This is a genomic window from Nocardiopsis sp. N85, assembly GCF_028882275.1.
In the GTDB taxonomy this organism is placed as follows: domain Bacteria; phylum Actinomycetota; class Actinomycetes; order Streptosporangiales; family Streptosporangiaceae; genus Nocardiopsis; species Nocardiopsis lambiniae.
Genome location: NZ_JARBUT010000007.1, coordinates 1 through 14,083, shown reverse-complemented (window position 1 = coordinate 14,083; position 14,083 = coordinate 1). Strand labels below are relative to the sequence as shown.

Sequence of the window (14,083 nt, the reverse complement as noted above, 5' to 3'; positions counted from 1 at the left end):
CCGAGGGGGCCCGGAACCGGTGACGGCGTGTCGTCAGCGGTGGTCGGGCCAGGGGCGGGCGGCGGTGGACAGGCGGGTGAAGGAGGCCAGCAGCCGCAGTTCGTCGATGCTGCGGGGCGCGGTCGCGGTCAGGTGCGGGGAGTGGACGAGCACCGCCGCCAACTGGGCCCGGGACAGGGCGACGTTGAGGCGGTTGCGGTCCAGGACGAACGCGGTGCCGCGGCTGGTCTCGGCGGCGTCGGAGGTGGTCATGGAGCAGATGACGGCGGGGGCCTCCTGGCCCTGGAAACGGTCGACGGTACCGACCCGGATCCCCTCCAGGGCGGGGTCGGTCTCGGCGGCGCGGGCCAGGGCGCGGCGCAGGGCCCGCACCTGGAGGTTGTAGGGGGCCACGACGAGGATGTCGTGACCGGTCAGGGGGCGGGGCCCGCCGTCGGGTCCGGTCGTGACCTTGTCGGCGACCAGGGAGGTGGCGATGGCCACGACGGCGTCGACCTCCTCGGGGCTGTGGGTGGTGCGGCCCCGGTGGTCGACGACGTGCGCGTACAGGCCGGGTTCGTGGACGGCCAGGGCGCGCAGGGCGGTGGTGGGGTGGGCGTGCAGGCGCCCCTGGTAGGACAGGTCCGACACGGGGGCGCACACGGCCGGGTGCATGCGTCGGGTCTGGTCGAGGAAGTAACCGCGGGCGGGGTCGATGATCTGACGGCCGCCCATGAGGTGTTGCAGGGCGGAGGCGTCGGCCCCCTCGCCGTGGGTGCCCTGGACCACCTGGGGCAGTTGCTGGGGGTCGCCCAGCAGGACCAGGTTGCGGGCCGAGGCCGACACCGCCAGGGTGTCGGCCAAAGCGAACTGGCCGGCCTCGTCGATGATGAGCACGTCCACGGGGTCGGCGACCATGGTGGCGTTGGCCATCGCCCAGGCGGTGCCGCCGATGAGGACGGGGCGGCCCTCGGCGGTGTGCCCGGTGCGCCACCCCGACAACGCCTGGGGGGTGGTGGGCTGGTCCCAGGGCAGGTCGGGGTCGGCGTCCTTCCTGGACTTGGCGCGTTTGGCGGCGGGCAGCTCGACGCCGGCCTCCTCGGCGGCGCGCAGCGCGGCCGACATCACGTTCTCGACGGCCTTGTGGCTGGTGGAGCACACGCCCACGCTCTTGCCCTGGCGGGCCAGGTGGGTGATGAGGCGCCCGGCCAGGTAGGTCTTGCCGGCGCCGGGCGGGCCCTGCACGGCCAGGTAGGAGCCGTCCAGGCGGTCCACGGCGGCGATGGTCGCGGCGATGAGGTCGCCGTCGTGGTCGGCCGGGTCCGGGAGCGGACCGGGCGGGTCCAGGCGCGGGGGGATACGGCGAAGGAGGTCCAGCCCGGAGTGACGGGGCCAGGCGGGCAGGTCCTCCAGGGCGCGTCCGGCGACCAGTTCCAGCGCGCCGTCCTTGGGGGCGGGGTTGACCGGTGAGCCCGGCAGGACCGCGACGGGGTGGCGAAAGTGCAGGACGTCGGCGTCGCAGGTCTCCACGATGGTGAGGGTGTCGGGGCGGGCGTCGGCGACGGTGGCCTGGGCGGCGGTGGCGGGGTGCCCGGGGGCGCCGGGGTAGAGCAGGTGCACGTCCTGACCGGTGGTGAAGGGGTGGGGGTGGGAGGTGTCCAGGCGCAGGTCGAGTTCGCGGCGGGCCTTCTTCTGACGGCCGGTGGGTTCGATCCACTCCCCCGCGCGGACCCGCCAGGGCACGGCGCAGTCGGTGTCGGTCTCCAGGTCGGTGAGGGGCGCGTTGGTGCGGCGGTAGTGCTCGCGCCAGGGCGGCAGGTTCTCACGCTGGTAGTAGCCGACCAGGGCGGCCAGGGAGGCGCGGGCGACGTCCTCCTCGGTGCGCTGTGCGGGGTCCTCGGGGAGCTCCTCCAGCAGCGGGCCGGTGATGGCGGCCTGGCGGGCCAGGCGTTCGGCGCGTTTGCGGGCGCGTTCGGCCTCGGCCTCGGTGAGTTCGAGCTGGACCACGGGCCGGTCGGTGATGCCCTGGAGGGTGCGGTGCTCCTCCAACCAGTCGCGCAGGCGGGCGGTGGAGTGGCAGTCGTCGCGGTTGTAGGCGGCGATGTCGGCCAACACCCGGTCGGCCTCGTCGTGGTCTCCGGCCTCGGCCGCGGCCAGGTGGGCGGCGTAGGCGTCGATGCTGGAGGTGGCGGTGGTGACGCCGCCGGAGCGGGCGGCGGGCAGGTAGAGCGGTTCGAGGTACTTGATGGAGTAGGAGCGCTGGGACACGCGCAGGCTCTTGCGGACCACGGTGTACAGGTCGACGAGGCGGTGTTCGCGCAGCAGCCGGTTGACCTCCTCCTCCCGGGTGGCGAACTCCGAGCTGAGGTGTTTGAGGCGGTCCACCTCATAGGAGGCGTAGTGGTAGACGTGCGCGTCGGGGTCGGCGTCCACGCGCGCGCACACGAAGTCGACGAAGTCCTCCAGGGCCTTCTTCTCCTGGGCGCGGTCGTGGGCCCAGAAGGTGTGGAAGGTCTCGGCGCCGTGCTCGTCCTCGGTGGTGGCGCCGAACAGGTACTCCAGGCCGCGGCCGCCGTCGCGGGAGTGGTACGGGTAGCCCTCCATGTCGAAGAACACGTCACCGGTGGCGGGCGCGGGCAGCCCGGCCAGGCCGTCGTGGGAGAACACCTCGGCGGTGACGGTGCCCTGGGGGTTGTCGGGGGTGCGGGTGGTGTCCTGGCGGACCTGGAGGCAGGCCTGGGCGCGCAGCTGCTCGAAGGAGCGGCGGGGCAGGGTGGGCGGACGGTGCTCGTCGTCGGCCTCGGCCAGGGCGTCGATGGTGGTGATCCCGACGTCGGCGAGTTTGGCGGCCTGGTCGGTGCGCAGACCCGCCACCAGGGACAGGTGGCGGGCGGCGGTGCGCCCTTGGGAGCACCAGGCGGTGTAACCGCAGCCCTCGCAGGAGGGGCGGGGCGGACCCCAGGTGGGCGAGGGCAGGGTGGGGTCGGTGGCCAGGGAGGTCAGCAGCCGGCCGGTGACGGTGCCCAGGATGGGGGTGAAGTCGGTGGTGTCCAGGCTGTGGGTGTGGCCGTCGCCGGTGAGCAGGTGCATGCGGCGGGGGGTGCGGCCGGTGGCCACGGCGACGGCGTGGGCGTAGGCGGCGAGCTGGACGACGGCACCGGGGCCGGGGCGGCGGGCGAGTTTGGTGTCCCAGGGTTCGTAGGTCCAGGGCTCGTCGGGGTCGGCGTCGGCGCGGGTGCCCCCGGTGGCGGGGTCCAGGTCGGAGCGGATGAGGAAGTCGGCGCGGCCGTGGAAGGCGACGGGGATCCGCCCCCGGGCGGGCAGGGGGTGGTGGAAGCAGCCCTGGTAGATGACGGGTGCGCCCTCGGCCATCGCGCGGGTGGTGGCGGTGGCGGCCTCGGCCAGGGAGGCGTCGTCGGGGTGGGGGTCGGGGATGTGCACGACGCGGCCGAACAGGGCGGTGAGGCGTTCGAGTTCGGCCTGTTCGTGCAGGTGGCCGTGGTGGGCGACGAGGGGGTCGACGGGTTCGGGGGCGGGGGCGCCCTCGACACGGGCGGCCAGGGCGGCCTTCAGGGCGCTGCGGTGATCGCATTCGAGGGTGTCGACGAGGTCGGTGGGTGAGACGACCCAACCGGTGGTGGTGCGGAACAACGCCCCTGCTCCCTCGCGTGTCGGCGGTGATGATCTTCGATTGGTGGGGATTGTGCCACGGGGTGGGGACGTGTGGGGGTCCACACGCGGGGTCGCGGTCCCCGACAGAGCGCGGCGCCCCGCCCTCCCGAGGGGAGGACGGGGCGCCGCACGGGGTCGCGGGCGGCTACGACACGACCTGCCACTGCACCTGGCCCACACCGGCTCCGGTGCCGATGATCTGGTCGAACGCGACCGTGGACAGGTCCAGGCAACGTCCGGCGATGAAGGGACCGCGGTCGTTGATGCGCACGGTCACCGACTTGCCGTTGTTGGGGTTGGTGACCTGGACCATGGTGCCGAAGGGCAGGGTCTTGTGGGCGGCGGTCATCGCGTTGGGGTCGAAGGTCTCCCCGTTGGCGGTGGTGCGACCGGCGAAGTCGGCCCCGTAGTAGGAGGCCTCGCAGGTGCCGCCCTCACCGGTGGGCTCACCGCCGCCACCGCCGGAGGTCCCGCCTCCGGAGGAGGACTCCGGCTCCGGGTCCGGGTCCGGTTCGGGCTCGTCCAGGACGTCGGAGGCGTCGACGCTGGTGGTCTGGGTGGCCCCGGCGATGGCGGTCTCGGCCCCCTGGGCGGCCTCGGTGTCGGGACCGGCGGAGCCCTCCTCCTGTGGGACGAGCGGATCGGGGTCGGCCTCGGGGACCACGACGGCGTTGCCGGCCGAGTCGGGTCCCGCGCCGGAGGTGATGACGGCGGCGGTGGCGGTACCGCCCACGATCAGGGCCAGGCCGGCGGCGCCGGCCAGGATGAGGGTGCGCTTGCGGCGTGCGCGCTTGGCGGCCACGCGCGGGCCCGCGGGCGCGGGCCCGGGGGCGGGGCCGGGAAGGGTGGCCCCTTCGTCGACCGGTGAGGTCTGGGGCTGGTGTTCGCCCACGTCGAAGTCCTTTGAACGGGAACAGGGCAGGGCGGGCCGCTCGGCGACCCGCGCACGGCATCGCCCATCCGGAGGGCGGGGGGTGCGCCGGGTGCGGGACCCCGGTGGTCCGGGCCGTACAGGGGCCCGGTGCGGGGTCGGAGGGACCGCCGTGTGGCATCACGCGGGGTCTGAGCGCAGAGCCTAAGGGGTAACGCTGGGGTCACGGTACCGGAAAGCGGGGGTTTGTGGAACTTCTCACCGTCCCTGAGCGATGGACCGATACCCGCCCTCTAGCCGGTGGTGCGCCGATCGGGCAGGTCGGCGCGGCGCGGCGGAACCCCCTCGGGGAAGAGGGATCGGGCCGGATCGGGCAGATCGTGTCCGCTGAGGCGGGCGACGGCCCGGGCCAGGGAGGGGTTGTCCAAATGGCCGCCGACGGTGCGGATCAGCAGGGACAGCGCCGGCAGGACCGGCGCGCCCAGCCCGGCGGCGGCGTAGCGCGCGGCCACGGCCGGGGTGCGCGAGGCCCCGGCCCAGCAGTGCAGCAGGACCCGTTTGCCCTCGGCGCGCAGGGCGGCGACCGCGGCGGCGGCCTCGTCGAGGGTGAAGTGCAGGTTGGTGTTGACCTCGGGACTGTCGTGCAGCCACACCCGGATCCAGTCGACGGGCGCCAGGTGGGGGGCGTCGGTGGGGTGGGTGCGGCACAGCGACACCACGGCGTCGACGCTGTCGGGGTGGGCGCGCAGGTGGTCGATGTTGCCCAACAGGACCTGGGGGTCCAGGGGGTGGGGGACGGCGAAGGGCGGCAGCCGTCGCGGTTCGCCGACCAGGACCGACGCCTGGGGCCAGTGGTCGGGGCGGGCACCGCCGGCGCGGGTGAGGGCGTCGATGATCAGGACGTGGGGGTCGATCGTCTCGGACAGGACCCGCAGGGCCTGGAGGGGGATCGCCGACAGCCCCCAGCGGGCGCCGGCCAGGGCCCCGGCGTACACGGCCGCCAGGTCGCCGGCGGTGGTGTAGGCGGCCCAGACGGTGTCCACGAGGTGGGTGCAGGCGAAGGACCCCAGGTGGGGCCGGTGCTCGGGCACCGGGGTGCGGGTCAGGGACCGCCAGGAGACGCCGAGGGGGTCGTCGGAGGGAGCGTGTTCGAGGGCGTCCACCCGGTCGGGGGCCGCCCCGGTCCGGATCAGCGTGCGCAGCACCCCGACCCAGGCGCGTTCGAGGGGATCGGCGGGCGGCTCGCCGGTGTCTTCGAGGGCGGTGCGGGTCAGGTGGGCGGCGCGGGCCGCGGGGGAAGGGGCCGGGGCCAGGAACCGGGTGAGCAGATCGGGGCCGGCGCCGACCAGCGCGGTGGCGGCGGCCGCGCCGCTCAGGGCGCCCATGGCGCGGTCCCGGGCGGGGGCGCGGATGTCGTCGGGGGTGTGAGGGAGGGTGACCATGGTCTGCCTCTCGGGCACGGGGCGGGTCCACCGGGATGTCTTCCCCGCCGGCGGGTCGCACGCACCCGGTTGCCGCTTCCGGCCACCTCCGGCCCGACTCAGACGGGCTGGGGGATCGCCGCCCCGTGGTAGCGGGCGGCCACCGCGTGGGCGACGGCCGCGTCCGGGCACAGGGGGTCGGCGACCACATCGGCGCCGCAGGCGGCCAGACGCCGCTGGAACAGGCCCGGCGCCAGCAGCCACGACGCCACCGCCACCCGCCGGTGCCCCCGCGCCCGCAGTTCGGTGACACGGTCGGCGACGGTGGGACCGCAGGTCGCGACGAACCCGAGGTGGACCGGGCTGCCCAGACGGGCCGCCAGGGCGTCGGCGGCGCGCTCCAGGTCGCCCATGGCGCGCGTGTCGGAGGTCCCGGCGCAGCCCAGCACCACGGCGTCGCCGGGCCGGTACCCGGCGCGGCGCAGGCGGCGCACGGCCACGTCCCGCACGGCGGGGTGATCGCCCAGGGCGGGGGTGATGACGGCGTCGGCGCGTCCGGCGCGGGCGAGCTGCTCGGGGATGTCGGCGCGCACGTGGTAGCCGGCGGCCAGGAACGCCGGGACCACGACCAGCGGCCCGGGGCTGTCGGCGGCCACGTCGCCGACGGTGGGGGCGAGCACGTCGGCGAAGGCCAACCGGGTGGGGACCCGCGCCAGTTCGGCCACCCGCAGGGCCAGGGAGTGGGCGACGGCGGTGCCGCGCGGGTCACGGGTGCCGTGCACGGCCAGCAGCAGGGTGGGGTTCCTGTTCACGTCCCTCACTCGCATTCGAAGGTGTCCAGGGCCAGCCGGTAACCGCGTTTGACGACCGTCTGGATGATCTTGGCATCGCCCAGGGCGGTGCGCAGGCGCGCCACGGCGGTCTCCACGGCGTGGGCGTCGGCGTCCTCGCCCAGACAGGTGAGCAGGCGGGTGCGGTCCATGACCTGGCCGGGGCGCTGGGCCAGGGCGCGCATCAGCCGCATGAGGGTGGGCGAGAGGGTGTGGACGGTGCCGTCGACCAGGACGGCGTGGCCGCGCAGCCGCAACCGGTGCCCGGCCACCGACAGGGTGGGGAAACGGGCGGGCAGCTCCTCGGCGAGCGTGCGGACCTGGGAGCCGATGCGGGCGCGTTCGGGCCACACCGTGGGAACGTCGTGGGCCATGAGCGGGCGGGCGGTGACCGGGCCCACGCACATGGCCAGCACGTCGCGGCGCAAGGCCTGCACGAGGGCGTCGGCGTGGCCGATGGTGCGCGCGCGCAGCAGGAGCCCGGCGGCGGCCGGGGCGCTGGTGAAGGTGACGGCGTCCACTCCCCCGCCCACGATGGCCTCGATGAGGCGGTCCAGGGGCGCGGTCTGCTCGGGCTGGGTCCACCGGTAGACGGGGATCTCCACGACCTCCGCGCCGGCCAGGCGCAGGGCGGCGGTGAAGTCGGGCAGGGGCTCGCCGTGGAGCTGGATGGCGACCCGCAGCCCGTGGACGCCGCGTTCGAGGAGGTAGTCCAGGACCTCGGCGGAGGACTCCGAGGGCGGCGACCACTCCTCGGTGAGCCCGGCGGCGCGGATGGCCCCCTTGGCCTTGGGGCCGCGCGCCAGCAACCGGGAGGTGCGCAGGGAACCGAGCAGACCCTCGACGGTCCCCCAGGTCTCACAGGCCTCCACCCAGCCGCGAAAACCGATGCCGGTGGTGGCGATGACGACGTCGGCGGGGCGGCGCACGAGTTCCTCGGAGACCGCCGCCAGACGCTGGTCGTCGCTCAAGGGGACGATGCGCAGCGCCGGGGCGGCGATGACCTGGGCGCCCTTGCGGCGCAGCAGGGCCGACAGCTCGTCGGCGCGGCGGGCGGCGGTGACCGCCACGGTGAACCCGGCCAGGGGCGCGGTGGTGGGCGGGCCGGCGGCGCGGGCCGCCGACGTGGTCGTCGAGGCGGCGTTCACGGTGCGTCCTCCACACGGGTGTCGATGCGCACCGTGGTGCCGTCATCGTCGACCCGCCAGGTGGTCAGTCGGATGTCGGGATCCTCCAGGCTGCGCCCGGTGCGCAGGGAGAAGACGTTCTTGAGCAGCGGCGAGGCGACGGTCGGTTCACCGGCGCGGTCCCCCACGATACCGCGTGCCAGGACGGCCGCCCCGGTGTAGGGGTCGATGTTGTCGACGGCGTACAGCTCTCCGCCGCGGGTGCGGAACAGGGCGGCCTGGCGTCCGTCGGGCAACAGGACGGCGACACCGTCGTCGGGGCTCAGTCTCGCGCTGGAGCAGGCGTCGATCCGGGTGGCGGCGGCCTCGGTGGCGAAGGTGGTCATCGTGCACTCTCCCGGGTGCGCAGGGCCGGCATGCCGAGCCGGACGGGTTCGGTGGGGACGGGCTGGTCGCGGGTGGTGGTGAAGGCGACGGTGGGGTCGGGGGTGTCGGGGGCGTTGGCGAAGGACTGGAACCGGGCCAGCTTGTCGGGGTCGGCCAGGACCGCGGCCCACTCGTCGGTGTAGGAGGCGACGTGGCGTTCCATGGCGTCCTCCAGTTCGGCGCCGATGCCCAGGGAGTCGTCCACCACGACCTCGCGCAGGTGGTCCAGGCCGCCCTCCATGGCCTCGATCCAGGGGGCGGTGCGCTGGAGGCGGTCGGCGGTGCGGATGTAGAACATCAGGAACCGGTCGATGTAGCGGATGAGGGTGGCCTCGTCCAGGTCGGAGGCGAGCAGGTCGGCGTGGCGGGGGGTGAAGCCGCCGTTGCCGCCCACGTACAGGTTCCAGCCCTGGTCGGTGGCGATGATGCCGAAGTCCTTGCTGCGGGCCTCGGCGCACTCGCGGGCGCATCCGGAGACGGCGGACTTGAGCTTGTGGGGCGAGCGCAGACCCCGGTAGCGCTCCTCCAGGCGGATGGCCAGCCCGACCGAGTCCTGGACGCCGTAGCGGCACCAGGTGGTGCCCACGCACGACTTGACGGTGCGCAGGGACTTGCCGTAGGCGTGCCCGGACTCGAACCCGGCGTCGACCAGGCGGGTCCAGATGGCGGGCAGTTGTTCGAGGCGGGCGCCGAACAGGTCGATGCGCTGGCCGCCGGTGATCTTGGTGTAGAGGCCGAAGTCCCGGGCGACCTCGCCGATGACGATGAGCTTGTCGGGGGTGATCTCCCCGCCCGGGATGCGCGGGACCACCGAGTAGGTGCCGTTGCGCTGCATGTTGGCCAGGTGGCGGTCGTTGGTGTCCTGGAGGGTGGCCTGCTCGCCTTCCAGGATGTGGCCGTTGCCCAGGGAGGCCAGCACGGAGGCGACGGCGGGCTTGCAGATGTCGCAGCCGGCGCCGGTGCCGTGGCCGGCGATGAGGGCCGAGAAGGTGGTGATGCCGGTGGCGCGGACGATCTCCAGCAGTTCGGTCCGGGAATGGGCGAAGTGCTCGCACAGCGCCTTGGACTGGACGATGCCGGCCTTGTCCAGCAGGTTCTTGAGCATGGGCACGCAGGAGCCGCAGCTGGTGCCGGCGCGGGTGCAGGCCTTCAGCGCGGGCACGTCGTGGGAGCCGTCGCAGATCGCCTGCGTGATGGCGCCCTTGGTGACGGCGTTGCAGGAGCAGATCTGCGCGCTGTCGGGCAGGGCGTCGGCGCCCAGGGGTTCGCCGCCCTGGGGGGTGATGAGGGCGAGCGGGTCGCCGGGCAGGGGCGAGCCGACCATGGGCCGCAGGGTGGCGTAGGCGGTGGCGTCGCCGACCAGGACGCCGCCCAGAAGGGTGGTGGCGTCGTCGGAGAGGACGAGTTTGGCGTAGCGGCCGGTGGCGGCGTCGTTGACGACGACGTCCAGGCAGTTCTCGGTGCGGCCGTGGGCGTCGCCGAAGCTGGCCACGTCCACGCCCATGAGCTTGAGCTTGGTGGAGGTGTCGGCGCCGGTGAAGGCGGCCCGGCCGCCGACGAGACGGTCGGCCAGGACCTCGGCCATGGCGTTGCCGGGGGCGATGAGCCCGTAGACGGTGCCCCGGTGGCAGGCGGCCTCGCCGATGGCGTGGACGTGGGCGTCGTCGGTGGTGCAGGTGTCGTCGATGACGATGCCGCCGCGCTCGCCCACGGTCAGGCCGGCGTCGCGGGCGAGTTCGTCGCGGGGGCGGATGCCGACGGAGAAGAGGACCAGGTCGGTGTCCAGGTGGGAGCCGTCGGCCAGGCGCAGACGGGCGACGCGGCCGTCGGGGCCGGCCTCGACCGCGGTGGAGGCGGTGCCGGTGTGGATGCGCACGCCCAGGTCCGAGACCAGCCCGGCGAGCAGGGCGCCGGCGCCCTCGTCGATCTGGGCGGGCATCAGGTGCGGGGCGAGTTCGACGACGTGGGCCTCCAGCCCCAGCAGGCGCAGGGCGTTGGCGGCCTCCAGCCCCAGCAGGCCGCCGCCGATGACCACACCCGTGCGGGCGGTGCGGGCGGCGGCGGTGATGGCGTCCAGGTCCTCGATGGTGCGGTAGACGTGGCAGCCGGGCAGGTCGCGGCCGGGCACCGGCGGCACGAAGGGGGAGGAACCGGTGGCCAGGACCAGCCGGTCGTAGGTGAGGGTGCGGCCGGTGGAGGTGGTGACGGTCCGGGTGGCGCGGTCGATGGCGGTGGCGCGTTCGTCGACGTGGACGTCGACGGCCGGTCCGGACAGGTCGCCCAGGGACAGGTCGTCGGCGGTGGCGCCGTCGAAGTAGGAGGACAGGGCGACACGGTCGTAGGCGGTGCGAGGTTCCTCGCCCACGACGGTGATGTGCCAGTGGCCCGCTCCGTCGCGGTCGCGCAGGGCCTCGACGAGTCGGTGACCGACCATGCCGTTGCCGATGACGACGAGTTCTTCCATGGGGTGGTGGGCTCCTCCCGGTGCGGGGTGGCGGGTGGTTTCAGGCAACCGCCAGGGTGTTACCCGTGCGTTGGGCGATGGTGTCGGGAATGTTTCGTTGTGCTGTCGCCGCAGGTCGGAGAGGAGTGATGGATGTCGACCGATCGGGAAAGGCCGGGTGGGGCGTGGTGCGCGGGGTACCGCGCGCCGCCGGTGGGAGGTCGGTCACACCCGTCCGGTCCTTCGGTCCGGGGGCGAAGGGGCGTGGACGCGCCCCCGGGATCCGGGGAGGATGAGGGGAGATGAACACGACCACCACCTCCGAGCGCGCCCGCCGCGCCCTGTCCAGCCTGTCCGCCCTGGCCGTGGGCGATGCCTTCGGCTCGCAGTTCTTCGTCCCCGACAACCGCCGCTTCCACCGAGGGCGCGAACTCCCGCCCGGCGTGTGGGAGTGGACCGACGACACCGAGATGGCGGCGTCGGTGTACCTGGAGGTGACCCGCGCCGGGAGGGTCGACCCGGACCGGTTGGCGGCCTCCTTCGCCGCCCGCCACGACTTCGACCGCGGGTACGGGCCGGCCACGGGCCGGCTGCTGCGCCTGGTGCGCGAGGGCGCCGACCACCGGCCTTTGGCATCCGGGCTCTTCGACGGGTCGGGGTCGTGGGGCAACGGCGCGGCCATGCGGGTGGCACCGCTGGGCGCCCACCTGGCCGATGACGTGGAGGCGGTCGTCGAGCAGGCGGCGGTGAGCGCGCGGGTGACCCACACCCACCCCGAGGCGGTGGACGGCGCCGTGGCGGTCGCCGTGGCCGCCGCGCTGGTGGGGCGACGTGAGGCCGTGGCGCCGGGCCCGTTCCTGGACCGGGTCGCCGCGGCGCTGCCCCCAGGGGCGCTGTGGGAGGGGGTGCGCGTCGCGCGCGCCCTGTTGATCGTCTCCGACCCGGTGGGGGTGGCCCGGGAGTTGGGCAACGGGTCGCGGGTACGGGCCCTGGACACGGTGCCGTTCGCGTTGTGGGTGGTGGCCAAGCACCTGCGGGGGACGTTGGCGTCGGCGCTGTGGGCGGCGGTCGCCCCGGGCGGGGACATGGACACCGTCGGCGCGATCGTGGGCGGTGTGCTGGGCGCGGGCGCGGTCGGCGCGGTGGACCCGGAGTGGGCCGCCCGTGTGGAGGCTCTCCCGGAGTGGGCGCTGACCTGAGGCCGCCGGCGACCCGCCCTGTGACCCGTTTTGAAGGTTCTCCCCTCCCTCCCCCCGCTCTCCGGGGTGTACGCGGAGCCAGGGTTCAGAAAGGAGTTCAAGGCCACGATGGAAGGTACGGGCCGCCGACCGGGGCCCGGGAACCGACCGTGAGAGGCCTTGAGATGACCCTGGACGAGATCATCGGGTTCACGACGGCGCTGCCGCAGGTGGGCGTGTTGCGGGCCGGACCCGAGAACGGGGCTCCGGAGGCGGCCTGGGGGGACGTGTTCTTCTTCCACGACCCCGACGGGGACGCCCACGAACGGCGGCGCATGCCGTTCGCGACGATCGTGGTCAAGGACTACCCCGGTTTCGACACCGCCTCGGAACTGGACCGGCCCGGGGTGTTCCGGGTCAACATCGCGGTGGGGCGGCGCCTGTTCGAGGAACTGGTGGGACACCCTCCCGCCGCGCACCCCGAGCACGCCGCCGAGGTGGACCCCGCCGCGGCGGACCGGATCATCGGCCACCCGGTCCACGCCGCCCAGGGGTGGGTGGCGGTGGTCTCACCGGGCGAGGCGACCTCGGCCCGGGTGCGCGAACTGCTGACGGCGGCGCGCGAGCGCGACGCGGCCCGCCACACCCGACGGGCCCGGCGCGACTGAGGCGGCCCTGACGAAGGGGCGCCGGCGGGCCGTCGGTCGGCGAGCGCGCGATCGTGGCGTTCGCCGGCGCCCCGGATGTCCTGGCGGTGCTCGGCGGCCCACCGGTCCGGCGCGGTGAGGGGTTCGCGCGGGGTGCGGCCCAGATCGGTCGGGGCGTACTCCACGCGCGGGGGACGTCGGCGTACACGGGTCCCCCGAACGGGGGAGGCGGTTCCCCTGCGGGGGTGAGGACCGGGCGGGGCCGTGCCGACAGGCTCGAAGGAGCAGGAACGACAGCCCTTGAGGAGCCCGCCATGAACACCCGAACATCCCCCGTCCCACCCCCCGTCGCCGCCGTGCGGCCCGCACCGACGACCTGGGCCGTGCTGGCCTGGTCGGCCCTCGCCCTCGCCCTGGGCCTGGGATGGATCTCCGGCCTACTGCCGTCGGGCGTCCCCGAGGGGGATGGATTCGGGTCCCTGTTCGGAACCTGGGGGTCGACCGCGGCCGCATGGCTCACCCTCGCCCTGGGGCTGGTGGGCACGGTGTGCGCGGTGGTGATGACGCGCCCGGGCCGGGGCGGCCCCGCGGTGGCGTACACCGCCTGGGGTCTGTCGGCGGCCACCGTGGTGTTCTTCATCACCGGAAGCCTGCTGGCGCTGTTCGGCTACACGATGATCATGCCGGTGGCCGCATGGTTCGTGCCCGGCCTGGTCGGGCTGTGGATGGAGCAGGTCCTGAAGCCCGAGACCCTGACCCTGCTGTTCTTCACGGTGGGAGCGGCGCTGTGGGCGGTGGCAGGACTGGCGGCCCGTCGGGCCGCCGGCGCCGCCTGCCCGGACTGCGGTCGCGCCCATGACTGGACGCCGCAGGTGGAGCGCACGGTGCGGGCGCGGGCCCTGAAGGTGGGCCGCGTCGCGGTCCTCATCGCCTGCCTGAGCTCGCTGGCCTACCCCGCGCTGCGGTTCCCGTGGCTGCTGGGCATCACGCCGGGGATGGGGGCGGACTTCTCCGAGGAGTTCGCGGCCACCCCCGGGACCCTGTTCGTCGGGGTGGGCCTGGGTGCGGCGGGTGCGGCGGGCACCCTGCTGATGACGGGGCTGGTCCTGCGCTGGGGCGTGCGCTTCCCGTTCTGGACGGTGGGGCTGAGGGGACGCCGGGTGCCGATCGCCCTGGCGGTGGTGCCCGCGACACTGGTGGCGCTCGCGCTGATCGCGATGGGGCGCAGCGTCCTGGTGCAGATCGTCATGGGGCAGGCGGGCATGCTGACCGCGTCGGACCCGCACGCGTGGGTGTTCCTGGGCATGGCGGTGTGGGGTGTGGCGCTGGCGGTGGCCACGGTGGCCTACGCGGTGCGCCGGCGCGCCGAGTGCGACACCTGTGAGCGGGGCCTGCCCGAGGTGGACCCGCGCGGGCTGCGCGCCGCCGCCTAATGGGACTTGCCAGGTCGGTGAGACTTGGTGCCGTAGCCGCCGGCAGGTGAGCACTT

10 protein-coding genes are annotated in these 14,083 nt (G+C 74.5%); 3 read left to right on the top strand and 7 right to left on the bottom strand.

Annotated features, from left to right (window positions below):
* Positions 1-33 precede the first annotated feature (33 nt).
* From PWG71_RS11515 to nirB, 7 genes are all read right to left on the bottom strand, one after another.
* The gene (locus PWG71_RS11515) at positions 34-3,630 is read right to left on the bottom strand and encodes a TM0106 family RecB-like putative nuclease (RefSeq protein ID WP_274809675.1); all 3,597 of its coding nucleotides are present in this window, start codon (positions 3,628-3,630) and stop codon (positions 34-36) included.
* 166 nt (positions 3,631-3,796) lie between these two features.
* On the bottom strand, positions 3,797-4,543 hold the full coding sequence (locus tag PWG71_RS11510; RefSeq protein ID WP_274809674.1) for a septal ring lytic transglycosylase RlpA family protein: 747 nt from the start codon (positions 4,541-4,543) through the stop codon (positions 3,797-3,799).
* Positions 4,544-4,815: 272 nt separating this feature from the next.
* Complete coding sequence (locus PWG71_RS11505; RefSeq protein ID WP_274809673.1) at positions 4,816-5,964, bottom strand: dual specificity protein phosphatase family protein; 1,149 nt, start codon at positions 5,962-5,964, stop codon at positions 4,816-4,818.
* Positions 5,965-6,062: 98 nt separating this feature from the next.
* The gene (locus PWG71_RS11500) at positions 6,063-6,755 is read right to left on the bottom strand and encodes a sirohydrochlorin chelatase (protein ID WP_274809672.1); all 693 of its coding nucleotides are present in this window, start codon (positions 6,753-6,755) and stop codon (positions 6,063-6,065) included.
* A gap of 5 nt (positions 6,756-6,760) precedes the next feature.
* Positions 6,761-7,921 carry a uroporphyrinogen-III synthase gene (locus PWG71_RS11495; protein ID WP_274809671.1) on the bottom strand — a complete coding sequence of 387 codons (1,161 nt, stop codon included), beginning with the start codon at positions 7,919-7,921 and terminating at the stop codon, positions 6,761-6,763.
* Complete coding sequence (gene nirD / locus PWG71_RS11490) at positions 7,918-8,286, bottom strand: nitrite reductase small subunit NirD (RefSeq protein ID WP_274809670.1); 369 nt, start codon at positions 8,284-8,286, stop codon at positions 7,918-7,920. The genes PWG71_RS11495 and nirD overlap by 4 nt, the downstream gene beginning before the upstream one ends.
* Positions 8,283-10,790, bottom strand: coding sequence for a nitrite reductase large subunit NirB (nirB, locus tag PWG71_RS11485; RefSeq protein ID WP_274809669.1), 2,508 nt, complete (start codon positions 10,788-10,790; stop codon positions 8,283-8,285). Before nirB ends, nirD begins: the two co-directional genes overlap by 4 nt.
* A 281-nt stretch (positions 10,791-11,071) precedes the next feature.
* Here nirB and PWG71_RS11480 point away from each other — a divergent pair, with 281 nt between their 5' ends.
* The 3 genes from PWG71_RS11480 (at position 11,072) to PWG71_RS11470 (ending at position 14,027) form a co-directional block, all read left to right on the top strand.
* Complete coding sequence (locus PWG71_RS11480) at positions 11,072-11,968, top strand: ADP-ribosylglycohydrolase family protein (RefSeq protein ID WP_274809668.1); 897 nt, start codon at positions 11,072-11,074, stop codon at positions 11,966-11,968.
* A 149-nt stretch (positions 11,969-12,117) separates the two neighbouring features.
* Positions 12,118-12,615, top strand: a complete 498-nt coding sequence (locus tag PWG71_RS11475) for a DUF6194 family protein (protein ID WP_274809667.1) — start codon at positions 12,118-12,120, stop codon at positions 12,613-12,615.
* Between the two features lie 293 nt (positions 12,616-12,908).
* Positions 12,909-14,027, top strand: coding sequence for a hypothetical protein (locus PWG71_RS11470; RefSeq protein WP_274809666.1), 1,119 nt, complete (start codon positions 12,909-12,911; stop codon positions 14,025-14,027).
* The last annotated feature ends 56 nt before the right edge of the window (positions 14,028-14,083 follow it).